A 22,470-nucleotide genomic window follows, 5' to 3' on the forward strand; every position below is an offset into this window, starting at 1 on the left:
CTATTTTGTTTTTCAATACGAAGAAGATGCATTTGCAATTATTTGCGAATGCATCTTTTTTAGATTAGTCGACCGAATACTTCCGTCTAAGTACTGTGATGTGCGACCAATCTGCTTTCATTACGCTGGTAGCACAGATTCCACAATAGCTGTATCTGACATGAGCATTTCTTTTAATCGAGCCTTTGCACGGAATAAACGAGATTTCACAGTACCAATGGAAACCTTCATAATTGTAGAGATTTCTGCTAGTGAATATTGGTCTATGTAGAAATACCATAAAGTCTTTCTATAAATGGCATCTAATTGCTCCATTTTATCCTGCACTAGTTTTGTCACAATATCCTTTTCAATTTTTTCTTCTGTAGAAATTTCATTATTGGGAACCAAATCTAGAATCGGTACGTCTAATGTTTCAGGTTGGTTCATCATATATTTGCTACGTCGCACTTTTTTACGATAGCGATCTCTAAATGTATTCATTGTAATAGTTGTCAGCCAAGCTTTAATATGCTCTACTTCGGCAACGCTATCTTCATAGCGTACAACCTTCACCCAAACTTCTTGCATTAAATCTTCAGCTTCTATATTATTGCGAGTTAGTTTTAAACATAAGTGATATATATAACGATTGTATTCCTCGTATACGCCTTCTAATTTTTCATTCATTGTGTATGCCTCCGCTTCTTGTTCTTGCTTCTATACACATTCTCGCAAAATAATGTATTACACTCTATCGCATTGGCTTTCAATTTCATTACAATCGTGTAAGCTTAATCACTTTCACTTGTAATATTCGTAAAAATTGTTTTACTACTATACTGCTTTCCCTCCAAAAAAGCTTTTGATGACAATAGTTACCTATTATTCAAACTATATTTTCAATAATATTTATTATCAGAATATTATTTAGTCATTTATTGGCATTTGAAGAATCAAAAAATGCACTCCTAGTAGAAGTGCATTGGTTTGTTAGCTTAGCAGCCCTAGACGAAAAGCTGAGGCAACGACCTGTGTTCGATTCTTTGCTTTGAGCTTTGTCATCAGGCTACTTACATAATCCCTGACCGTATGCTCGCTTAAAAATAATAAACTGGCAATTTTTTTATTATCATACCCTTCGGCAAGCAGACCAAGTATCATCGATTCCCTTTCAGTTAAATGAAGCTCTGTATTCTTTTCTACCTTCTCGCCCTTACGTGATAAAAATAGACCTAAACGCTTCCCTACTTCTTCAAGGAGTGATAATTCTTCCTTTGTGCAATCAAACTCCTCACCTAGCTGATCGAATGTTAGCCATCCAAATAATTGGTCTTGTCTCATAATGGGAATAAATATAATCGAGGATAAATTAAATAATTGGATATGCTCCTCTTTCACATAGTTTTTAGGGTTTTTTAAATAAATGGGTTTTCTTGAACTAAGTATCGTGTTTTCCCCAGTCAACTCCCCTTTCATGCTTTGCACCTTAGGTAGTTCTGCCCCAATAACTCCATAAAATTGATTGGACCATGGAACATAAGCATAAAATACGCATCTTCTATAACTAAAATACTCTTCACACTTTTTTAAAATACGGGCTAAATCCTGATAGCCTGAGGAACTAATTAGCAATTTATCAAGCCTATCTAATAGCTTCAAATGCCTAAATTCCTGATTTTCTGTAGTTATGTTACTAGTTTGATTCTCTCTCTCACAGTCATCGTAAAGAAATACAAGAAATGTAAATATCGATAATACATACATTAAGATGGCGTTCGTTCGACTACTCTTCTGTTGAATCATAAAAGTAATCAATGCTTTCTCAAATATTAATTGAAATAGATTAAAGCTCTTCCTATCAATAATGGACAACTGTGATTGAAGCCATGTGTTAAAAAAATACTTATCATCATTATTTAATTCATCGATATTTGCATGTGTCATTAAACGCAAAAACGAATCCAGTATCATTGCTGCTCTTTTTCGATCTGCCTCAGCTATAGAAGGTTCTAGATTAAGGTAAATATTCGTATTCTCTTCAATTTGCTTATGATGGATTTTAATAAATAATACAAACTCTTGAAGTGTTACTTCTTCAATCGACTGAAATGGATGCGCCATAGGAAATTCTTCTCCTTCACACTTAAATACCCCTATAAATGGAGGATATTCACTCACTATATTATACAGCATCTTATAGGATAGTATTTCAAATTGAAAGGAGTAAGATGAAAGTATCGCTAAACAATGCGAATACTTTTGAATCCTAAGGTAACCATATAACCAGAAATAATGAAAGGTGCGTGCTTGAAATGAGACTAGAAAATAAAGTAGCCATTATTACAGGTGGAGGTACAGGAATCGGGAAAGAAACTGCACTATTATTTGCTAAAGAAGGAGCAAAAATAGTTATTACTGATATAAATGAACAATCTGGTAACGATACAGTCCGTGATATCCAAGCTATTGGCGGTGAGGCATTATTTATCCGTCACGATGTTAGTAATGAAGAAGACTGGAAAAAGGTTGCAGATGAATCAATAAAAACATTTAACAAAGTGGATATTCTTTTCAATAATGCAGGTATCTATATCATAAAACCACTTGCGGAAATCGAACTTTCTGACTGGAACCGCTTAATGTCTATCAATGTAACAGGTGTGTTCCTGGGTATGAAACATATTATGCCGCTTATGGCTAAACAGCATAATGGTTCTGTTATTAATGCTTCTTCTATTGCAGGCTTAACAGGTGCTGCTGGTCACGTCTTATACGGAGCGAGTAAAGGGGCTGTCCGCATTATGACAAAGGATGCTGCTATGGAATATGCTCCATATGGCGTACGTGTCAACTCCATTCATCCTGGCTATATTGATACAGGTATGGCAGACTATGCGTCAGCCACAACTGGAAGCTCAAAAGATGAATTAGGCAAAAACTTATTCCCATTAGGACGTTTAGGCTCTGTTAAGGAAGTGGCGCAAACAGTATTATTTTTAGCTTCTGATGAGTCTTCCTTCTCAACAGGTGCAGAATTCGTCATTGATGGCGGAGCAACAGCAAAATAACAATAAAGGTGGTCATTTATATGAAACTAAAAGATAAAGTAGCAATTGTTACTGGTGGGGCTAGTGGGATTGGTGAAGCCACAGTTCGTCTCTTTGTAGAAGAAGGCGCTAAAGTCGTTATTGCCGATTTTTCTGATCGTGGACAAAGCGTCTCTGAAGAATTAAATAACAATGGTTTTGATACACTCTTCGTGAAAACAGATGTAACAAGCGAAGCAGACATTCAAAACATGATAAAGGAAACCGTTACTAAATACGGTAAACTTGATATTATGTATGCAAATGCTGGCGTGGCTGATGATGCACCCGCACACGAGCTTTCTTTTGAAAAATGGAAAAGAACAATTGATATTAATTTATCAGGTGTATTTCTTTCTGATAAATATGCCATTGAACAATTCCTTGCTCAAGGTACAGGTGGCGTCATCGTCAACGCTGGTTCTATTCATAGTTTTGTTGCCTTACCAAATCCTACAGCCTACTCATCTGCAAAAGGTGGCGTAAAATTATTAACGCAAAACCTATGTACAGCTTATGCTAAACAAGGCATTCGCGTAAATGCGGTTTGTCCTGGCTATATCGATACTCCTCTACTGGCTGAAGTTGATGCTCAAAAGAAAGAATATTTAGCATCCCTTCACCCACAAGGTCGACTTGGTAAACCAGAAGAAATCGCTAAAGCCGTTCTCTTCTTAGCTAGCGACGATTCAAGCTTTGTCAATGGTACAACGCTACTTGTTGATGGCGGTTATACTGCTCACTAATGATTAATTTATAAAAGGTCTGATTTTGGGTAAACACCGAAATCAGACCTTTTTTTATCCAGATGAATGCACACTGAATAACAATATTACTTCCCCTCCGCAGAATATTTGATATTCTAATACATAGCTATATTTTATATTTAAGAGGTGATCTCATGTTTCAGTCACATCAATCCTGGTTTGCGCAATGGCAAGCTACACACCGTATTACGAATGAATGGGTAAAAGGTGGAACTGTCCACGTTCCGGCAAGCAATGCTCTTATTTTAATTACAGATGGTCATGCTTCATGGAGTATTAATGGTCAGGTACAACATGTACACTTAGGCAATTTATTAGCCATTGGGAAAAATTCTATTATTGAGGTAATGGATCATAATAATTATGCATTAGCCGGATGGATCATTTATTTTGACATATATGACCTCACTACTCATGCCCTTTGTGAACAGCAGCCTATTCTTGAAGATGATTTTCAAATGACTAAAATTCCCGAGGTTGCATTGGCAACGATTTGCCGTGATTTAGTCGAACAAACTGATACTACGCCAAACACTTCCATCATCATGAACCAGTCTATTATATATACTTTACTAAAATATATATATCAACAGCAAAACAACGAAAAGCTCAGCGTCGAAAATAAATTAGACCTATCAATGGAATATATACATAACCATTACAATGAATTGATTACAAGAGAAACATTAGCTAATAGTATCGATATTAGCCCTTGGCACTTTTCTCGAAAATTTAAGGAGCAATATGGCTTATCTTTATCAGAATATCTAGCCACATATCGAATTTATCGAGCACAGGAAGCTTTACTTACTACCTCTGCACGCTCGCTGGACATTGCTAAAAGTGTGGGCTTTGAAGACCCCCATTATTTCAGTAGAAGATTTAAAGCCATGGTTGGTGTCTCTCCTAAAAACTATGTAAAATCAATTACTCAGCAGCGGATATGCTTTTTATCTCCCCTGCATGCTGAGATTGCACTGGCACTAAATATTATCCCTCATAGTGTAGTAATTACTGCTTCCATAGTGCCCAGCTACCAAAGGGAATTATTTAACTCTTATCAAATTCATCAAATGGATATGAGACAATACATTGTTGATATTAAACAAATTAAACAACAACAGCCTGCTTTAATTATCGGTAATATATTGGAAGAGAAAATAAAAAATGAATTGCGTGAGATTGCCCCTGTTATTAGTGGATTACCAAAAGACATGACGAGTTTATTAAAATATTTTGGTGCATTATTTCACTGTAAAGACCAAGCAGCTTCGTTAATTAATAATTCCTTAACAGAAGTCAAAATGTATAAACAGGACTTGGCACATGTTTTACGCGAAAAACCTACAATAGTATATCTACGGGTTGAGCATTTTGGGTATCGATATATTGGTGAAAGATCGTGTGAGATTGCTCGGCTACTTTATAACGAACTCGAATTTTCTATGCCCCATAATTTACAAGGGAAAGAATATAGCTTTAATGACTTGTCACTTGAAGATTTGTTACAAGCTAACCCTACTTTTTTATTGCTAGAAAAACGAATAATGGATCATTTCAGTTCTGAAGAAAATATGAAATACTTAATAAATAGTTTTCAATGGAATACGTTAGATGCTGTTAAAAACAATCGCATTCACGTCATTGATACATCACTTGGATTAAACAATTGTGGTGTTTTTGGAAAACCTATAATTTTACAAGATCTATATCAATTTTTAATCAGAACAACACAAAAATCCAATTGAATAAACACAATCCTCTATTGGTTTCTCTTTTTCTAATTTGCTAATATTTGATAATGATAATCATTATCAAAAAAGGAGATTAGAAAAATGTTAAAAAAATATTGTGCTTTCCTCACATTACTAATGATGGTTTTCGCATTGGCTGCATGTAATAGCAAGCCAGAGGAAGACAGTCAAAACACACAGTCATCAGAAGAAACTGAGGCTACTACAAAAACCATTAAAGGAATTTTCGGCGATGTCACGATCCCGACAAATCCTAAAAATATGTTAGTGTTTAACTCTAATTATGCAGAGTTTTTACTATCTATTGACATTGTGCCTCAAAAAGTTTTAGTGGTAGAAGAAATAGAGCCTGACTATCGTCCAAAGCTTTTTAAAGAAAATCATGTCGAAATGATAAATACACCTCAATATGAAGAAAATTTAGAGCAAATACTATCATTGGCTCCTGATTTAATTGTCGTGCAAGGAAATGTGATCGATTCTAAAAAATATGAAGAGCTAAGTAAAATAGCTCCTACCCTTGCCGTGGATGCCAATGGTTCTATAGAAGAAGCACTTCCTGCATTAGGCAAAGTTTTTGAGAAAGAAAAAGAAGCTGAAGCAACCCTGACTGCTTATCATAACAAAGTGACAGAAGCTAAAGAAAAACTACAACAAGCCATTGGCGATAAAACGGTCATGGTATTAAGGGTTGAACCAAAACAGTATCGCTCCATGGGTGCTAAAGCAGAAGGACCAGGTAGTGGTTTAATCTATCGTCAGCTAGGATTAAACATTCCAGAACGATTAGCAGATTCAGAAGATTGGTTTTCACCGTTATCTCTTGAAATCTTACCAGAAATTAAACCAGACTATATTTTCGTTGAAAAGAGAGTATTAGAAAATTACAGCAGTGATGAATCGATGAAGAGTTTAGAAGATAGTCCGCTATGGCAATCCATGGAGGCGGTACAGAATGGTCGCGTGTTCCCATTAGATACAAAGGATTATGCAGTTGGGCTAGGTCCTATTGGCACTGAACTATTAATCGACTATATTGTTGAAAAGTTGGTGCCCTAATGTCAATAAATGAACAAGACATTTATGACGTAACAATTATTGGTGGTGGACCAGCTGGCATGTATTCCGCCTTTTATAGTGGGATGCGCGAAATGCGGACAAAAATTATTGAGATTAAGCATGAACTCGGTGGTTTTATGAGAACGTATCCAGAAAAGCTAATATGGGATGTAGGTGGCGTTGAGCCTGTTCGCTGTGAAGAAATAATAAATGCACTCATTACTCAAGCGAAAACATTTGATCCAACCATCGTTTATGGGCAAGAAATTATTGGCATGGAACAGCGGGAAGATAAAATTTTTGAGTTAATTGCTAAAACTGGAGAACGCCATTATACCCGAACGATCATTTTAGCAGCAGGTCGTGGTATTACGAAAATTCAAAAGTTGAATATAGAAGGAGCAGATCGCTACGAACTAACTAATTTAAACTATACGGTTACGGATAAATCTAAATTTGCCAATAAACGTGTTTTAATTTCAGGTGGTGGTGACTCTGCTGTGGAATGGGCGATTGCCATTGCACCAATTGCTAAGGAGGTCATTGTTGTTCATCGTCGAGAAGATTTCAAAGCATTTGAATCATCTGTTTCACAGATGAAGCAAGTGGCTACATCACTAGTCCCCTATATTGTGACTAGCTTGCATGGCAACAACACCAAAATAGAACGCGTTACTGTCCAACATGTTACCACTGGTGAGAGCACACAATTTGAAGTTGATGAAATAATCGTTAATCACGGCTTTGAACGATCCTTCTACGGTCCTATTATGGAATGGGGCTTTGAATGTGAAGAATATGGTATATCTGTTTCACCTAAAATGCACACAAGTATTCCAGGTATATTTGGTGCTGGTGATTTCATTACCTACCCTGGCAAGGTTCGCCTGATAGCTGGTGCATTTAATGATGCCATTCTAGCCGTTAATAGTGCGAAGCTATATTTAGATCCTACCGAAGTCGATATGGCTGGTGTATCCTCTCACAATGACCGCTTCGCTGAAAAAAATGAGGAAATTATTAAACGACATATGGCTAATTAAATAGAAACATCTTGCATAACTGCACTTCAAATTATTGGAGAAAATCTAATAATTTGAATGCAGTTTATTTTTTAAAATAAATTTTTCACTTCTACGATACAAGCATCTATTTGAGAATCATTATCATTGATTGTATTATCGTAATATAAACTATTGAAAGAAGTGAATCCTCAAATTGAAAAATCTTACTTTAGCAGATTGGGACTCGGCAAAATTAACCATTATACATATATCTGATAATCCACTATTAAGGCCTGTCATTACTTGTAACTGCATTTTCGGTTTTATTGCTCAAGGAACTGGCGAATGGAACTTACATCATACTCCCCTATTACATAATAAAAACATCTTTTTGATTGTTCATGACCCTATAAACATACATGTCACGCAGGAACCATCTTCGGCATGTATATGGATCTATTGTAATGTTACTTTTGATAACACAAAATCTGAGCCCTTAGAGCCTCTTATTTTTTATGATGCACCGAAGCATTGGCTAACATTAATAGATAACATAAACACGCAATGGGAAAAGCACACAGACGCTAGTAAATATAAGACAAAGATATACTTAGCAGAGTTAATCTATGAAATGTATACACTAGATTCAAATATACTGCATGAGGAACAGTTAACCTCTCAAACATTAGATTATATTAATAAACATTTTCATGAAAACTTATCTCGTCATACAATTGTAGAAAAAATGAATTACAGTGTATCTTATCTCTCTAAACAATTTAAATATCAAACTGGTTATGGTCTAATTGATTATTTATTACATACTCGTATCAAACATGCAAAGCGACTTTTAGTTGAAACACATCATTCAATCCAAGAAGTTTCGAAGCAGGTTGGTTATGAAGATTCTTCTTACTTTACTCGCCTATTTAAAAAAAATACTGGATTAACACCTGGCCAATATAAAAGATTATATTTACCCACTTCTATAGTGTTGAATAATCCTAATTTTGAGTTAAAATCCTCCGATGTATTCACTCGAGGAACTTTATATAATGATAATTGTTATCAATATGAAGGAGGCTTTTTACCAATGAAATTTAATTGGAACCATACTATAGTAGCTTCATTTGTTTTATGTGCTGCTTTATTATTAACAGCTTGTACAAACAACGACACTACTGAAGAATCAGAGGAAACAATGGTTTATCACTCCATCAATGGTGATATTACGTATAATAAAAATCCAAAACGTATTGTTACTGATTTTTACTTAGGTTACTTACTTGCTTTAAATGTCAAACCGGTTGGTTCGAATGAAGCACAGCTAAAAAACCCTTATATACCTGAAAAAGATAAAAAAGGAATTGAGGTGATCGGAGACTCTATAGAAAAAGTACTTTCATTAGAGCCTGATTTAATTATTACAGGTAATAAAGAAATGTATGAGCAGCTTTCTAAAATCGCACCTACTATCTATATTGAATATGAAGAAAATATACCTAAACTCATTAAAGAATTTGGTATTATCTTAAATCAAGGAGACCATGCCGAGGAGTGGCTGAAAAATTATCAACAACAAGTTCAAACCGCTCGTAAAAAAATTGCTCATATCATTAAGCCTGAAGAAACAATAACTGTTATGGATATACTGGATGGCCAAGGAACCATCACTATTTATGGAGATGGTTATACAGGGTATCCTGTTTATACGGGATTAGGCTTACAAATGGCACCAGCTGTGAAAGCACAAACTACTATAAAAACGCCGTGGACACAAATTTCTTCAGAAAAAATTTCAGACTTTGTAGGGGACCGTGTTATCGTAGCAAGAGCTGCCGACACACCTAAAGTCGACTTTACAACCGCTCCTATATGGAAAAATTTAGAGGCCGTTAAAAATAATGAAGTTTACGAAATAGATAATTTCAAGTTTTGGTTTACAGATCCCATTTCTGTTATTGGGCAAATTAACGATCTAACTGACTTATTTATCGAGCGTGCCAATGATAAGGAAACTAAGTAGGACAAGCTCTTTTTAGACCATATTCAAAATGCGACAAAGCTCTCTATAGACTTTGTCGCATTTTTCTTAACCATCTTCTGCTTTTTATTTCATCATTCAAAGTTAATTGAAAAGTTTTAGATATAACGATTAAACTCCTCCCAAATAAAAATAGCATTGGCTTCTGATATTACGGCACTTCCCTTCCACATTATGCTATACTATTTCTATTATCGAAATATTGGAAAGAGGGATGCTAAATGACTAATTTACAGCAAATAGATGCTTATTTTGCAGAACATCGTGAGGCACATTTAAATGAACTGAATGAATTTTTACGAATTCCAAGTATCAGTTCGTTATCCGAGCATAAAGAGGATATTCAACACGCAGCTCAATGGCTAGCCGATGCGTTTGAAAAACTAAATCTTGAAAATATCTCTATTACACAAACAGCTGGACACCCTGTTGTTTATGCAGATTGGTTACATGCTGAAGGTAAACCAACTATTTTATTTTATGGTCATTATGATGTTCAACCTGTTGATCCATTAAATTTATGGGACAGTGAGCCTTTCAATCCTACGATTCGTGACAATAAACTATTTGCTCGTGGTGCTAGTGATGATAAAGGACAAGTCTTTATGCACTTAAAAATGATTGAGGCATTGTTTGCTACAACAGGGACGTTACCAGTCAATGTTAAATTCATTTATGAAGGTGAAGAAGAAATCGGAAGTCCTCATCTACCTGCCTATGTTGAACAATATAAAGAAAAACTAGCGGGAGATTTAATTTTAATTTCTGATACGGGCCTTTATGGTCCTCGTAAGCCTGCGGTGTGCTATGGACTACGTGGCTTAACAGGCATTCAAATTGATGTTCGTGGAGCTAAAGGAGATTTACACTCCGGTCTTTACGGTGGTGGTGTACAAAATGCAATTCATGCATTGGCTGAAATTTTAGCATCCTTCCGTGATGAGCATGGTACGATTCAAGTTGAAGGTTTCTACGACAACGTGTTGCCATTAACAGAAGAGGAACGTGAAGCTTATCTTGCACTTGGCTTTGATGAAGAATCAGTTAAACAGGAAGTGGGCGTAAAAGAATTATTCGGTGAACAAGGGTATTCTTATTTAGAACGAACTTGGGCGCGCCCAACCTTAGAGGTTAACGGTGTATTTGGTGGTTTCTCAGGTGAAGGCATCAAAACAGTGCTACCAGCTGAAGCTGGCGCTAAAATCACATGCCGTCTTGTACCAAATCAAGAGCCAGATGAAATCGTAGCACTTTTAAAAGCACATGTTGAAAAGCACAAACCTGCTGGTGTGGAAATCAACATTTCTGAATTTGATAAAGGCCGTCCATTCCTGACACCTTTCGATCATCCATTTATCCAGGCTGCTGGACGCTCCTATGAAAAAGTATATAATGTACCAACAGCTTACACACGTGGCGGTGGCTCTATCCCTATCGTAGCTGCGTTTGATGAAATTTTAGAATTACCTGTGGTGTTAATGGGCTTCGGTCTATCAAGTGAAAACTTCCATGCACCAAATGAACACTTCCATTTAGAAAACTTTGATAAAGGCTTACGTGTTCTAAGTGATTATTTATATGAGGTTTCAGGATTACAAAAATAAATATCGATTAATTAGAAAATCCCCTCACTTTTAAAGTGAAGGGATTTTTGTTTGATTACTCACCAAAAATCGTAACAATATCAGCTGATTGTTTGCGTTCTTTGCCTTTTGGCACTTCATCAAAATAACCAACTTGTAGCATGGCAATGACACGCTCACCTGGCTGCACCTTTAAAGCTTCACGGAATTTAGGGTTATCTAAGAAGCCTGGCGTTTTCCAGCAAGAGCCTATGCCTCTATCCCATGCGAGTAACTGCATATTTTGAATAAATGTACTTGCCGCTGCATAATCTTCTAAACGTTCTTTTTGACGTGCATCCTCTGGTACGATAACAAAGGCATAGCCACCTGGCAATGTAAATTTCAACATCTGCTTTGCTAAATCTTCGCTTGAAAGCTCCTGCCATTTCGGAATTGTCAGGTCACGTAATAGCTGATGAAGGTTTTCCAATTCCTTTCCACAGGCAACAACTAATCGCCACGGCTCGCGATTACCATGGTTTGGAGCCCATACCGCATCGTCAATAATAGCCATTAAATCCTCACGCTCTACAGGCTGACCATTAAATTTTTTAATCGATCGTCGTTGAATAATTGCATCTCTAACAGATAAAATTTGTTCGCTCATATATCTATTCTCCTTCTACCTTAAGACAACATATTAGAGTTTATCTCTTCTATCTTTCACATTATCATAAAATTGTATGCTTTAAAACTATCTGTTCTTAAGCAAAGCTGTCATCTATATGATAGAAAAAGTAAGTCATGCTTGGCGTATAGGCGGTGGAATCCTCGTAAAAGTAAGGTCGATTAATACTATCTGAGGTATGGGCATTCACATAAGGAATACCATTTTGAATACTTGTGACAATAACGGAGTGGTCAATTCTTCCATTCCCTTGAAAATCATAAAAAATGACATCCCCTATCTCTAATTCCTCTGCATTTTGAACACGTCTACCCTTTAATCCTGTTGTAGACCCTTCTAAATACCATCGTAACGAATGGGCAACAGACCAGCTAAAGCTCCAATTCCCCTGCTGAATCCACCAGCCTTTATCTCTACTTGGTGCCCCCCGCATCGGTGCACCCCCTGCAAGTAAGCATTGAGATATATAGTTCGTGCAATCTACATCAAAGTTTGGAAAAGCTGGATTGCGTCTGTTCCACCACAAATTGGCGTATTGAACTGCAGCCTGCCTATTATACATTTTTGCCATACATCCCCTCCTCATGCCATCATATGTCTATTCAAGTATTTCTATTAGTTAGGTCCTTACTCTTATTCTTATTGAAATCCATTATATTCGGCATGTTCCTTTCCAATTTCAAGAACATTTTTGCTACAATAAGAATGAAAGATATGTCAATTTTATTTTATGATCAGAAGGGATGTTGAATGTGAAGCAGCATGCTGAGAAAGAGATTTTACAGCCAACTCTTTTATGCGATAAAAAAGGTAATTTAAATCCAGCAGCCATCGGATTTGCACGTAAGCCACTTATTAACAGCAATTTAAGCGGCCATCTCATGCGCAAAAAGAAATGGAACTATTGGTGTGTCTATGGTGATGAAATTTTGTTTTCAGCTACGATTAGTCATCTAGATTACGCAGCAGTCTGCTTCGTTTATTTTCTTGAATATGAAACACAACGCTATTTCGAAAAAACGATCACAATTCCCTTCGGTGGTAAACTAAAAATGCCTACACAGGTTTTAGAATCTGTTTCATTTAAAAATAGCGAAATGATGATTGATTTATTATATATACAAAATGAAACGCATCTATCTGTTTCCATACCAAACTTTGATGGAGATGTTTTACGAGCAAAGCTTATCATTCAGCACCCACCAGCTGACGAAACATTAAATGTAGTCATTCCTTGGAATCGCAAAACATTTCAGTTTACAGGCAAGCATCACATACTGCCAACCTCAGGTGTTGTCACAATTGGTACTCGACGTTTTAATTTCTCAGCTGAAGAGAACTTTGCTGTGTTGGATTATGGACGAGGTGTATGGCCCCGTGAAGCATTATGGAATTGGGGAATGGCCTCTCAACGCGTACGAGGAAGACGAATCGGACTTAATTTAGGGGGTAAATGGACAGATGGCACTGGCATGACTGAAAATGCTGTTTTTGTTGATGGTAAAATGACAAAAATACATGAGGATTTGATATTTCAATATGACTCCGGAGACTATATGCAGCGTTGGAAAGTGAAAACAAAATTTTCTAATCAGGTCTCATTAACTTTTTCACCTTTTTTTGAGCGTACTGCCCAAACGAATGCCAAACTAGTTAAATCAGAAGTACATCAACTATTTGGTTATTACGACGGTTCCATTTTACTCGACAATGGTGAAACACTAGTTATTCAACAAATGCTCGGATGTATTGAGGAACATCGTGCGAAATGGTAGAACAAATCTTCTAGAAGACGTTGCTTTCCGTGGGTATTTTAAAATGCAAATGATTCCACGGAAGCCTTTTGTCTCCTATTTTGTTCTAACTAAGGGCAAGTAATATTTTTTCAGGATCGTCTGTAAATATCGCCTGTACACCTAGTTGTTGTAAACTTCGAGCATCACGTTGATCATTAACGGTATACACACGTACTGTTGCGCCTTCAGCGAGAGCTAGTTTAACTGATTTACGAAATGAAGTTGGTAGACTTACATGTAACGCCTTAGCTGGAATGAGAGCAATGTAAGTAGTAAAATCTACTAACACCTCTGCAAACAATGCTGCACTTTCGATATAAGGCGCTATTTTAGATATGGTTTGCAGTGATTCATGATTGAAAGATGAAATGATGACCCGCTCTGTCATTTGCTGTGCAGCTACTTCTTTGAGTACAAGCGCTTCAATCCCTTCATATGCAATGATATCTGTTTTCAGTTCTATGTTGATACGATGATTGGTACCTGCAAAAAGCTCTAGCACTTCCCCTAACGTAGGAATTACTTCATCTCCGAACTCCCGCGAAAACCACGAACCAAAATCAAATGTACGCAATTGCTGTAATGTAAAATCTTTTACATAGCCCGAGCCATTGGAGGTACGATCAATGGTTTCATCATGAATGACCACTACCTCTTTATCTGCGGTTAAATGAACATCTAGCTCAATCCCTGCTATAGGGAGCTTTGATGCTGCTTGAAAGGCTGCCATCGTATTTTCCGGATAGTTTATCGAAACACCTCTATGTGCAAATATATCCAAAATCATGAACCTCCTCTATTTATTATTTAAAGAATAACCTTCCATCCCCCATGTAATAGTAGCATAATTAACTTTTTAGCTTTCACTTGATGGTAAATATTATATATAGTAGTATGATAATCTACTTTGAAATTGTAAGTACCTAGGAGGTGCTAAAAATGACTGTACAACATCCAGATTTTCAGGCTGAAGTAGAGCGGTTAGCGTATACCCAAAGTTATATGCAGCAAATATTAGACGAATCACAACGAGATTTACAATCTGCTCAAGAAAATATCCGCAAATCCATGGCTGATCTCGATTACTTAGATTCAAGTTTAAGTTATTTAAATATCTTAACAAATGCCAGATTCTTTGAAATGGCACGTAATCAAAAAGAAGGTCTAGAGGCCGTTCGCAAGAAGCCCTATTTCGCCAGAATCCATTTCCAAAAAACAGGTGACCCTGAAGAATTTCTTTATATTGGGAAGACCTCACTATTTCATCGTGAAACCCATGAACCCATTATTGTTGACTGGCGCTCACCCGTAGCCAATGTTTATTATGATGGTCGTCTTGGTGATATGGAGTACGATGTCCGTGGAGAAGTTCATAAGGGACATCTCTTTGCTAAAAGGCAATACAAGATCGAGAATGGCGAATTACTCGATATACGAGATATTGACTTAACAACAAATGATGAATTACTACAAGAAGCATTGGCTGGAAAAGCAGATGTTCGTCTAACGGAAATTGTTTCGACAATCCAAAAGGAACAAAATGAAATTATTCGAGCACATCTTCGTCAACCAATTATTGTGCAAGGTGCTGCAGGCAGTGGAAAAACGACCATTGCTCTCCACAGAATATCCTATTTCCTTTACACAATGGGTGAACATTTTAATCCTGAGCAGCTCATGATTTTAGCACCGAATAAGTTATTTATTGATTATATAGGCGATGTTTTACCAGAGCTTGGCGTCGATAAAATTTGCCAAACTACTTTTACAGACTACGTTCTTTCTGCCACTAAATTAAAGCTTAAGCTTCAAAATCCAAATGAGCAATTAGAGTCGCTCGTTGCTGGAGGTAGTCATCAGCCTACTGCCTGGATTGCTGAAATGAAAGGCTCCCTTTACTATCGTGATGTCATCGAACGCTACGTACAAAAGCTGGAACAAAAGATCGCAGAGCAATTCGAAGATGTCTATATTGAAAAATACTGTATCATGCGCGCTTCCCACCTGAAGAAGCTGTTTTTATACGAATTTTCTTATATGCCTATCGAAAAGCGACTTGAACATATTAAAAAGGTGTTAGCAAGCCATGTTCGTCAAAAAAAACAGGCTGTTTTAGCTACACTCCATAAAAAGTATGATGAAGCATTGGGTAAAGCCTTAAATGGCATTCGAGATGATGAAAAACGACGACGTGTTGTCACAAAATTCATCGATGAGCGTGATGAGCGAATTCCTGCCATTGAAAAAGAAACGAAGACAACGGCATCAGCTTATATGCGTCGCTTTACCAAACATAATATTAAAACACTCTATCGTACCCTTCTCACCGATGCAGAACTTTTAGCAGAACTCGCCCCTGAATGGCATTACCTTGAACAGCAACAATTTTTGCAGGCACATCGTAAAGAACAATGGGCACTCGAAGATTTAGCGGCACTATACTATTTACAAGCACGTTTAAAAGGCATTGCAGATGAATGGAAGATGCGTGTTGTCTTTATCGATGAGGTCCAAGATTATAGTTTATTTCAGCTTGCTGCTTTAAAGGCAGGTCTTGATACGGATATGTTCACGATGGTCGGTGATTTAGCCCAAGGTATTCATAGCTATCGTTCATTGACAGCATGGGAGCCTGTCCAAAACTTATTTCCTCGTGCAAGCTTCCGAACTTTGCAAAAAAGCTATCGAACAACCATTGAAATTATGGAAGTCGCGAATCAAATTCTAGCGCAAATGAATGAACAGCTCCCCCTAGTAGAACCCGTTGTGCGTCACGGTAACGTACCAAGTTTTATTCAAGCAGAGCAATTTGATGCCTTAAAAATTAAAGGGATCTTTGAAGCCATACGTCAAAACGGCCATCGATCCATTGCTTTAATTTGCAAAACTACTGCAGAAGCCATTACTATGCAACAGGCATTAAAAGACAATGCTATTGCTTCACAACTACTAACGGAAAATGAATCTATTAATCAAGAAATGTTACTTGTTGTACCAAGTCATCTAGCCAAGGGACTTGAATTTGATGCCGTCATAGTAGCTGCCTACGATACACCCTTTTACGATACGCCAATTGACCGAAAGCTACTTTATGTAGCTCTTACACGAGCCATGCACGAACTATACTTAATCGGTCCATCCAAAAAGACATTCCTATTAGAAAATTAAAAAGTCGCGAAAAGGCGACTTTTTTCTTTGCATCATTAATTTCTTGGTGGTAATTTATAAAACTTCCCTTTGGATAAATAAGCTTTAACAACTTTCCACCATGAACTAGGGGCTTCCTTTGGAGGAGACTTCTTCTTTGGCAATGCTGGCATGCGCATGATCACGACTCCTTTCTTAAAGCTTATTAATATTATATGAAGATAGTAGGTAATTATGATAAAAAAGGGCGATGAGTTGATATGAAATACCACTCATCGCCCTTTTTCCTATTGTTTTACATAATAATCAATTTGCTGCGCTTTCATAAAGCCTGCTTTTTCATAGACAGATAGTGCTTTTTTATTGTCTACTTCTACATCTAGCATGACGAATGCTGCACCAACTTTACTCGCATAATCCTTTGAGAAAGAAAGAAGTGCTGTCCCAATACCCTGTCCTTCACAATTTGGATGTACAGCAAGTGCTGTTACCCACTGGATTTCATTTTCCTGAGCTGTTGTCACTGTCCCAACAACAGCGCCATCCCGATAAGCAATCCAAAGCTTTCGTCCATTTGTTGATGTATTAAAGGCAATAAGCTCTTCTGATTCTTCTGGTAAATCTCCAAATGCTTCACAATAAATAGTAATCAGTTCAGCTTGCTCACCATTATAGGGTTGAATATTAATATCTTTTTGTAATGTAACGGGCTCTGCTTTTGTTTCTAAAGTAGCTTCTGAAAAACTATAGGTAAAACCTTTGTTTTCAATAAATGTATGTCCATAAGGAGAGCCATCAATTACTACAGCTAATTGCCCCTCTGCCCCTCTTTCTTCTAGCCCAACTTGTATACCATCAACTAACGCAGTTCCAATACCCTTTTGTCGATATGCAGGTGTTACCACTAATGACCACTCATATGTATGAAGCCCCATTAAGTCAATTGCACTAGCAGCACCAACTAATAAATCCTTATCATCCTCATACGCTAGTACCATAAAGCCCTTAGTCTCGAAAGAGCTAGCCATTGGTACATTCATAATGGTTTCATATACTCGATAATCTTGAACTGTTGCTTCTTCACATAATAACTTTACTTCTTTCAATGTTTCTCCATCTAATGGAAAAGACACTGTCATCACTGAAATATTCATCATTTACTCCGTTCCTGTAACAGACTATTGCCCTATTGTAGCAAGAATGAAAATAAGCTGGCAACAAAATATATTAATACCCCCTATTAATCAGAATTTTACTTCAAATATTGGAAAAATAAAAGGATTTATACTATAAAAATTTAGTAAAATGACTGAAATTTACTAGAATTAATAGATATAAAATAATATAATAATTTCTCGAAAATAGTGATCTTTATCCTTTTGCAATCTGTTACTTTTAAACTATATACTACTTCCCATTTTACTAATGTTTTATAATAATTATACTATTTATTCAAATTAATAACATTTCATTTCAATAAAAAGATGATGTCAACGGCAGAAAAAGCAACTTTGCAAGGTGAGAGGTTGATTTCCGTTCCGCCAGCGTCCTTTCCAGGGGGCGTCCGATGAGCCGCTTCACTCACTTACGTTCGCTCTCATACTAGCATAGCAATCAAATAGCCTAATTTCTGTATTCTTAGAGGGGATAAGCTCTTATTTTCAATGTGGAGAAGTAATGCGTGACAACACCTCTTCATAAAGAGTAATGAACACCTTCACTTTATTTGAAAACCTTTGCTAAAAAGGTAACACTTTTATGGGTTGGAGTGGAAGGCTACTTGACTCCCGTGGGATAGCGAGACAGGCAAAACTCTAAACGAAGCGGTAGCGGAGGAAGCGGCTCGGCGCTCGCCCACATGAAAGCAAGTAGCCTGCAACGGAAATTCATTTCTACCTTTCAATTGACTGTTTTGTTTTTCAACACTAAGAGAGCAATTTCAAATGAAATTGCTCTTTTTCATCTATTCCTCAAGATGGTGTGAGGATGAATGCAGCATTTGTGCATAAAGACCACCTGATTCGATTAGTTTTTGCTGGGGTCCAGCTTCAACTAATTCCCCTTTATGCATAACTAAAACCATATCAGCATTATGGACAGTATTTAAACGATGAGCAATAACAAAGCTTGTGCGACCCTGCATCAACGTATCGAGTGCCTCTTGTATCGCCAGCTCTGTCACCGTATCAATACTGCTTGTGGCTTCATCTAATAGTAAAATTTTCGGATCAGCAATAAGTGCCCTTGCTATAGATAATAATTGCTTTTGACCTTGTGAAATCTCGCGTCCATCTGCAGCAAGAATGGTATCATACCCATCTTTGAGTTTCATAATGAAGTCATGGGCATTAGCACGCTTGGCCGCTTCTTCAATCTCTGCATCACTCGCATCCAATCGACCATAACGGATATTTTCGCGAACAGAAGCCTCAAATAAAAATGGATCCTGTAATACAAAAGCCATCTGTGAACGAAGGGATTGACGATCAATTTGCTGCACATTTATACCATCAAATAATACCTCACCCTTTGTTACCTCATAAAACCTTGCAATCAGTTGAAGAATTGTCGTTTTCCCAGCTCCAGTTGCACCAACGAGGGCTACTGTTTGTCCAGGCTCCACTTTAAAATCTACATTCTTTAATGTGTATGCTTCTTCTTCTAGTTCATATTTAAAGTACACCTGCTTAAATGCCACATGCCCCAACAACTGATGCTTTTGTGCAGACACGGTTTCCTTCTCTGGTTGTTCATCAAGCAAGGCAAATACGCGCTCTGCACCAGCAATGGCTGATAGTACCGTATTAAACTGGTTTGCCAAATCATTTAAAGGACGTGTAAATTGTCGTGCATATTCAGTGAATATAACAATTACCCCTATGGATACATGTCCATATAGTGCGAGAACTCCTCCTATACCAGCTACAATGGTAAAGCTCATATTATTTAAGAAGTTCATGACTTTAGGAATATAACCCGAGTAAGTCTGTGCCCAAAAGCCGGTCCTTCTTAAGCGCAAACTTTTTTCACGAAACTCTGCTTTCATTCGCTCCTCTTGGGAGAATGCCTTCACAATCCGCTGTCCTGAAATTGTTTCTTCTATCATACCGTTTAAGGCGCCAATAGCTACTTGCTGTTCTTTAAACAGTGGTGCTGTACGACGTGTAATCCATCGCATTGCCCAAAACATCAGTGGAATAATGACCATCGTCAGAACTGTCAGCAATGGGCTTAAACTGAGCATAATAATGACGGTTCCTCCAAGCGTAAGTACACTTGAAAATACTTGGATAAAGGAACTGTTCAATGTGGAGCTAACCGCTTCAATATCATTCGTCATTCGACTCATCAATTCACCATGCTGACGACGATCAAAGAATGCCACTGGCAGCCGTTGAAAATGAGCAAATACACTTGTTCTTAATCTATAGATCGTTTGCTGGGCAATACCAATCATCCAATAGTTTTGTAGAAAAAGTGAAATCGCTAAGAGAACATAAATACCAATTAATGCGCCAATCCCCTTACCTAAGCCTGAAAGCTCACCGTGCATCACATAGTGATCAATCATTTGACCGATTAAATAAGGGCCAACTAAAGCTAAAATGGAGCTAATCATCACTAACAAAAGCACCACAATGAGAAGTGCACGTTGTTCGTCAACAATTTTCCATAACCGTAGCAATGTATTTTTCCAATCAGCTGCACGTGGCCCCTTCTTTTTCTTCACAACCTGTTTCAGATCATCTTTTGTCAAAATCGGTTCATAGCCAAAAGGTTTCTGGAAAAATCCCATTAATCCTCCACCTCCTGTTGAGAGATAGCTATTTTTTTATAAAGAGAGGAAGTCTGTAAAAGCTCTTCATGTGTGCCATATGCAACTACTTTTCCAGCATCAATCAGTAAAATGCGATCTGCACCTTTAGCTGTACGAATTTTTTGCGTAACAACAAGCATCGTTGCCTGTTCTTCACTCAATGCCTCCCATAAAGACTGTTCAGTTTTTACATCTAAGGCACTGGTACTATCATCAAGCATTAAAATATGTCCTTTTCTCAAAAGGGCTCTAGCTATGGATAGCCTTTGTTTCTGTCCCCCTGATAAATTAACTCCTTTTTGCCCAACCTTGGTATCGTAACCATTTGGAAAATCTTCAACAGATGCATGTATTTGTGCCTGCATTGTAGCCTGTAGTACAGCATCCATTTCAGCCTGTGTATCTCCCCACCGTACATTATCTGCAATACTTCCGGTAAATAACAATGACTGCTGAGGGACATAACCAATTATTTCTCGCAGCTCTTGTAATTCCCAGTGTTGAACATCCTGTCCTTCTACAAGTATTCTTCCTTGTGTCACTTCATAGAAACGAGGAATGAGCTGTAATAATGTTGATTTTCCTGCACCAGTTGCCCCCATAATCGCTAATTTTTCACCAGACTTAACTTGAAAGCTCACATCCGACAGAACAAGAGCATCTCCTCCTGGATAAGTAAAACTAACATGTTCAAATGTTAATTCTCCATATTGTGTTGTATGGCCTACTTCTTCTATAAGGGAAGTATCTTCAACCTCATTTTCTATAGAAAGGATTTCTGCCATACGTTCTGCAGAGGCCTTTGCACGTGCGTAGAAGATAATAATAAACGCGAACATTGAAAATGAGCCCGTCATACGCATTGCATAATTCACAATAGCGACAATATCACCAAGCGGCGTTGTTCCTGTCGCAATTTGTTTTGTACCAAACCATAGAACTGCGAGCAAGCTCATATTCATAATAAATAAAAGAACCGGCATAATATATTCCATTATGCGTAAAGCCTTTACAGTATCCACTTTTAAACGCGATGCAACTTCATCGAAGCGAGTAGCCTCATATGCTCCTCTTAAGTAAGCCTTCACCAACCGTATCGCCTGTAAATTCTCCTGTAAAACCCTATTTAAACGATCGACTCTCTTCTGTACACGTCCAAAATAAGACACACCTTTTGCCACCATAAAGATAAGAAAAATAAAAATAATCGGTGCACCGATGACTAAAAATAAAGCCAATTTCGCATTTACAACAAAAGCCATAATAATACTTCCTATAACAGCAAGTGGCGCCCGAAGCATAATACGCAGGCTCATAAACAGCACTGTTTGTACCTGTGTGACATCATTTGTTAATCGAGTAATAAGGGATGCAGTGGAGAATTTTTGATAGGTTGCTAGCGTAAAGGATTGAATTCTATCAAACAGAGCATTTCGTAGGTCATACGAAAAGCTTTGAGCTGTATGTGAAGAAAAATACGAATTGATAACTCCCGCTAGAAAGGCAACAAAAGATAGCGCTAATAAAACCGCTCCCCATTGCAAAATCATCCCTTGATCTTGAGCCCTTACTCCTTCATCAATTATTTTTGCCATAATGAGTGGCTGCACAAGCTCCACGAATAACTCTAAAAGCATTAAACATAAAGCAAAAATAGCTGTCCATTTATAGGGCTTTACATAGGAAAAAACTTCTTTCATATTCTTTCCCCCTTGTTGTAGATAAAATTTAAGGTAGTCAAAAACTCCTAACTCTATAGTA

General features: G+C 37.3%; 18 protein-coding genes. 9 read left to right on the forward strand and 9 right to left on the reverse strand.

Translation table 11 applies throughout. The features are described 5' to 3' along the window. Nucleotides 1-120: 120 nt before the first annotated feature. Entirely contained in the window at nucleotides 121-669 is a 549-nt protein-coding gene (locus ACEVFT_RS09230) for an RNA polymerase sigma factor (protein ID WP_205446680.1), read from the reverse strand. A 303-nt stretch (nucleotides 670-972) separates the two neighbouring features. Continuing rightward, nucleotides 973-2,103: a LuxR C-terminal-related transcriptional regulator gene (locus tag ACEVFT_RS09235; RefSeq protein ID WP_393949350.1), complete on the reverse strand. Its 1,131-nt coding sequence runs from the start codon at nucleotides 2,101-2,103 to the stop codon at nucleotides 973-975. 191 nt (nucleotides 2,104-2,294) lie between these two features. Between ACEVFT_RS09235 and ACEVFT_RS09240 the strand changes: the two genes are divergently transcribed. The 7 genes from ACEVFT_RS09240 (at nucleotide 2,295) to ACEVFT_RS09270 (ending at nucleotide 11,300) form a co-directional block, all read left to right on the forward strand. After that, the gene (locus ACEVFT_RS09240) at nucleotides 2,295-3,050 is read left to right on the forward strand and encodes an SDR family NAD(P)-dependent oxidoreductase (RefSeq protein ID WP_342533805.1); all 756 of its coding nucleotides are present in this window, start codon (nucleotides 2,295-2,297) and stop codon (nucleotides 3,048-3,050) included. A 20-nt stretch (nucleotides 3,051-3,070) separates the two neighbouring features. After that, on the forward strand, nucleotides 3,071-3,814 hold the full coding sequence (locus ACEVFT_RS09245) for an SDR family NAD(P)-dependent oxidoreductase (RefSeq protein WP_205446677.1): 744 nt from the start codon (nucleotides 3,071-3,073) through the stop codon (nucleotides 3,812-3,814). Nucleotides 3,815-3,969: 155 nt separating this feature from the next. Beyond that, nucleotides 3,970-5,583 (forward strand): helix-turn-helix domain-containing protein, encoded by a 1,614-nt coding sequence (locus ACEVFT_RS09250; RefSeq protein ID WP_393949354.1) that lies wholly within the window; start codon nucleotides 3,970-3,972, stop codon nucleotides 5,581-5,583. 87 nt (nucleotides 5,584-5,670) lie between these two features. Beyond that, on the forward strand, nucleotides 5,671-6,648 hold the full coding sequence (locus ACEVFT_RS09255) for an ABC transporter substrate-binding protein (protein WP_393949356.1): 978 nt from the start codon (nucleotides 5,671-5,673) through the stop codon (nucleotides 6,646-6,648). Beyond that, the gene (locus ACEVFT_RS09260; protein ID WP_393949358.1) at nucleotides 6,648-7,691 is read left to right on the forward strand and encodes an NAD(P)/FAD-dependent oxidoreductase; all 1,044 of its coding nucleotides are present in this window, start codon (nucleotides 6,648-6,650) and stop codon (nucleotides 7,689-7,691) included. Before ACEVFT_RS09255 ends, ACEVFT_RS09260 begins: the two co-directional genes overlap by 1 nt. A gap of 175 nt (nucleotides 7,692-7,866) precedes the next feature. Then, nucleotides 7,867-9,678 carry an AraC family transcriptional regulator gene (locus ACEVFT_RS09265; protein ID WP_393949360.1) on the forward strand — a complete coding sequence of 604 codons (1,812 nt, stop codon included), beginning with the start codon at nucleotides 7,867-7,869 and terminating at the stop codon, nucleotides 9,676-9,678. A gap of 239 nt (nucleotides 9,679-9,917) precedes the next feature. Next, nucleotides 9,918-11,300 carry a dipeptidase gene (locus tag ACEVFT_RS09270; protein ID WP_393949361.1) on the forward strand — a complete coding sequence of 461 codons (1,383 nt, stop codon included), beginning with the start codon at nucleotides 9,918-9,920 and terminating at the stop codon, nucleotides 11,298-11,300. Between the two features lie 55 nt (nucleotides 11,301-11,355). Here ACEVFT_RS09270 and ACEVFT_RS09275 read toward each other — a convergent pair whose 3' ends face one another. Both ACEVFT_RS09275 and ACEVFT_RS09280 read right to left on the reverse strand, forming a co-directional pair. Next, nucleotides 11,356-11,928, reverse strand: coding sequence for a nitroreductase family protein (locus tag ACEVFT_RS09275; RefSeq protein WP_205446674.1), 573 nt, complete (start codon nucleotides 11,926-11,928; stop codon nucleotides 11,356-11,358). A 97-nt stretch (nucleotides 11,929-12,025) separates the two neighbouring features. Next, on the reverse strand, nucleotides 12,026-12,520 hold the full coding sequence (locus ACEVFT_RS09280; protein WP_393949363.1) for an amidase domain-containing protein: 495 nt from the start codon (nucleotides 12,518-12,520) through the stop codon (nucleotides 12,026-12,028). A gap of 181 nt (nucleotides 12,521-12,701) precedes the next feature. Between ACEVFT_RS09280 and ACEVFT_RS09285 the strand changes: the two genes are divergently transcribed. Beyond that, nucleotides 12,702-13,724, forward strand: a complete 1,023-nt coding sequence (locus ACEVFT_RS09285) for a DUF2804 domain-containing protein (protein WP_205446672.1) — start codon at nucleotides 12,702-12,704, stop codon at nucleotides 13,722-13,724. An 85-nt stretch (nucleotides 13,725-13,809) separates the two neighbouring features. On the opposite strand, the gene ACEVFT_RS09290 is transcribed toward ACEVFT_RS09285, so the two are convergent. Continuing rightward, nucleotides 13,810-14,526 (reverse strand): glycerophosphodiester phosphodiesterase, encoded by a 717-nt coding sequence (locus ACEVFT_RS09290; protein ID WP_342442345.1) that lies wholly within the window; start codon nucleotides 14,524-14,526, stop codon nucleotides 13,810-13,812. Between the two features lie 158 nt (nucleotides 14,527-14,684). Here ACEVFT_RS09290 and helD point away from each other — a divergent pair, with 158 nt between their 5' ends. Further along, on the forward strand, nucleotides 14,685-16,913 hold the full coding sequence (helD, locus tag ACEVFT_RS09295) for an RNA polymerase recycling motor HelD (protein WP_342533801.1): 2,229 nt from the start codon (nucleotides 14,685-14,687) through the stop codon (nucleotides 16,911-16,913). Nucleotides 16,914-16,948: 35 nt separating this feature from the next. On the opposite strand, the gene ACEVFT_RS09300 is transcribed toward helD, so the two are convergent. From ACEVFT_RS09300 to ACEVFT_RS09315, 4 genes are all read right to left on the reverse strand, one after another. Beyond that, nucleotides 16,949-17,071: a hypothetical protein gene (locus ACEVFT_RS09300; protein ID WP_004229664.1), complete on the reverse strand. Its 123-nt coding sequence runs from the start codon at nucleotides 17,069-17,071 to the stop codon at nucleotides 16,949-16,951. Nucleotides 17,072-17,179: 108 nt separating this feature from the next. After that, nucleotides 17,180-18,049 (reverse strand): GNAT family N-acetyltransferase, encoded by an 870-nt coding sequence (locus tag ACEVFT_RS09305; protein WP_342442344.1) that lies wholly within the window; start codon nucleotides 18,047-18,049, stop codon nucleotides 17,180-17,182. A gap of 806 nt (nucleotides 18,050-18,855) precedes the next feature. Continuing rightward, nucleotides 18,856-20,688, reverse strand: coding sequence for an ABC transporter ATP-binding protein (locus tag ACEVFT_RS09310; protein ID WP_342533799.1), 1,833 nt, complete (start codon nucleotides 20,686-20,688; stop codon nucleotides 18,856-18,858). Beyond that, the gene (locus ACEVFT_RS09315; protein WP_205446668.1) at nucleotides 20,688-22,409 is read right to left on the reverse strand and encodes an ABC transporter ATP-binding protein; all 1,722 of its coding nucleotides are present in this window, start codon (nucleotides 22,407-22,409) and stop codon (nucleotides 20,688-20,690) included. The genes ACEVFT_RS09310 and ACEVFT_RS09315 overlap by 1 nt, the downstream gene beginning before the upstream one ends. Nucleotides 22,410-22,470 lie beyond the last annotated feature (61 nt).

This window comes from Lysinibacillus sp. PWR01 (assembly GCF_043359455.1).
Taxonomy (GTDB): Bacteria; Bacillota; Bacilli; order Bacillales_A; family Planococcaceae; genus Lysinibacillus; species Lysinibacillus fusiformis_F.

Coding starts and splice junctions, on each gene's coding strand:
- ACEVFT_RS09230 (WP_205446680.1), bottom strand. CDS start 669: ATGAATGAAAAATTAGAAGGCGTATACGAGGAATACAATCGTTATATA.
- ACEVFT_RS09235 (WP_393949350.1), bottom strand. CDS start 2,103: ATGGCGCATCCATTTCAGTCGATTGAAGAAGTAACACTTCAAGAGTTT.
- ACEVFT_RS09240 (WP_342533805.1), top strand. CDS start 2,295: ATGAGACTAGAAAATAAAGTAGCCATTATTACAGGTGGAGGTACAGGA.
- ACEVFT_RS09245 (WP_205446677.1), top strand. CDS start 3,071: ATGAAACTAAAAGATAAAGTAGCAATTGTTACTGGTGGGGCTAGTGGG.
- ACEVFT_RS09250 (WP_393949354.1), top strand. CDS start 3,970: ATGTTTCAGTCACATCAATCCTGGTTTGCGCAATGGCAAGCTACACAC.
- ACEVFT_RS09255 (WP_393949356.1), top strand. CDS start 5,671: ATGTTAAAAAAATATTGTGCTTTCCTCACATTACTAATGATGGTTTTC.
- ACEVFT_RS09260 (WP_393949358.1), top strand. CDS start 6,648: ATGTCAATAAATGAACAAGACATTTATGACGTAACAATTATTGGTGGT.
- ACEVFT_RS09270 (WP_393949361.1), top strand. CDS start 9,918: ATGACTAATTTACAGCAAATAGATGCTTATTTTGCAGAACATCGTGAG.
- ACEVFT_RS09275 (WP_205446674.1), bottom strand. CDS start 11,928: ATGAGCGAACAAATTTTATCTGTTAGAGATGCAATTATTCAACGACGA.
- ACEVFT_RS09280 (WP_393949363.1), bottom strand. CDS start 12,520: ATGGCAAAAATGTATAATAGGCAGGCTGCAGTTCAATACGCCAATTTG.
- helD (WP_342533801.1), top strand. CDS start 14,685: ATGACTGTACAACATCCAGATTTTCAGGCTGAAGTAGAGCGGTTAGCG.
- ACEVFT_RS09300 (WP_004229664.1), bottom strand. CDS start 17,071: ATGCGCATGCCAGCATTGCCAAAGAAGAAGTCTCCTCCAAAGGAAGCC.
- ACEVFT_RS09305 (WP_342442344.1), bottom strand. CDS start 18,049: ATGATGAATATTTCAGTGATGACAGTGTCTTTTCCATTAGATGGAGAA.
- ACEVFT_RS09310 (WP_342533799.1), bottom strand. CDS start 20,688: ATGGGATTTTTCCAGAAACCTTTTGGCTATGAACCGATTTTGACAAAA.
- ACEVFT_RS09315 (WP_205446668.1), bottom strand. CDS start 22,409: ATGAAAGAAGTTTTTTCCTATGTAAAGCCCTATAAATGGACAGCTATT.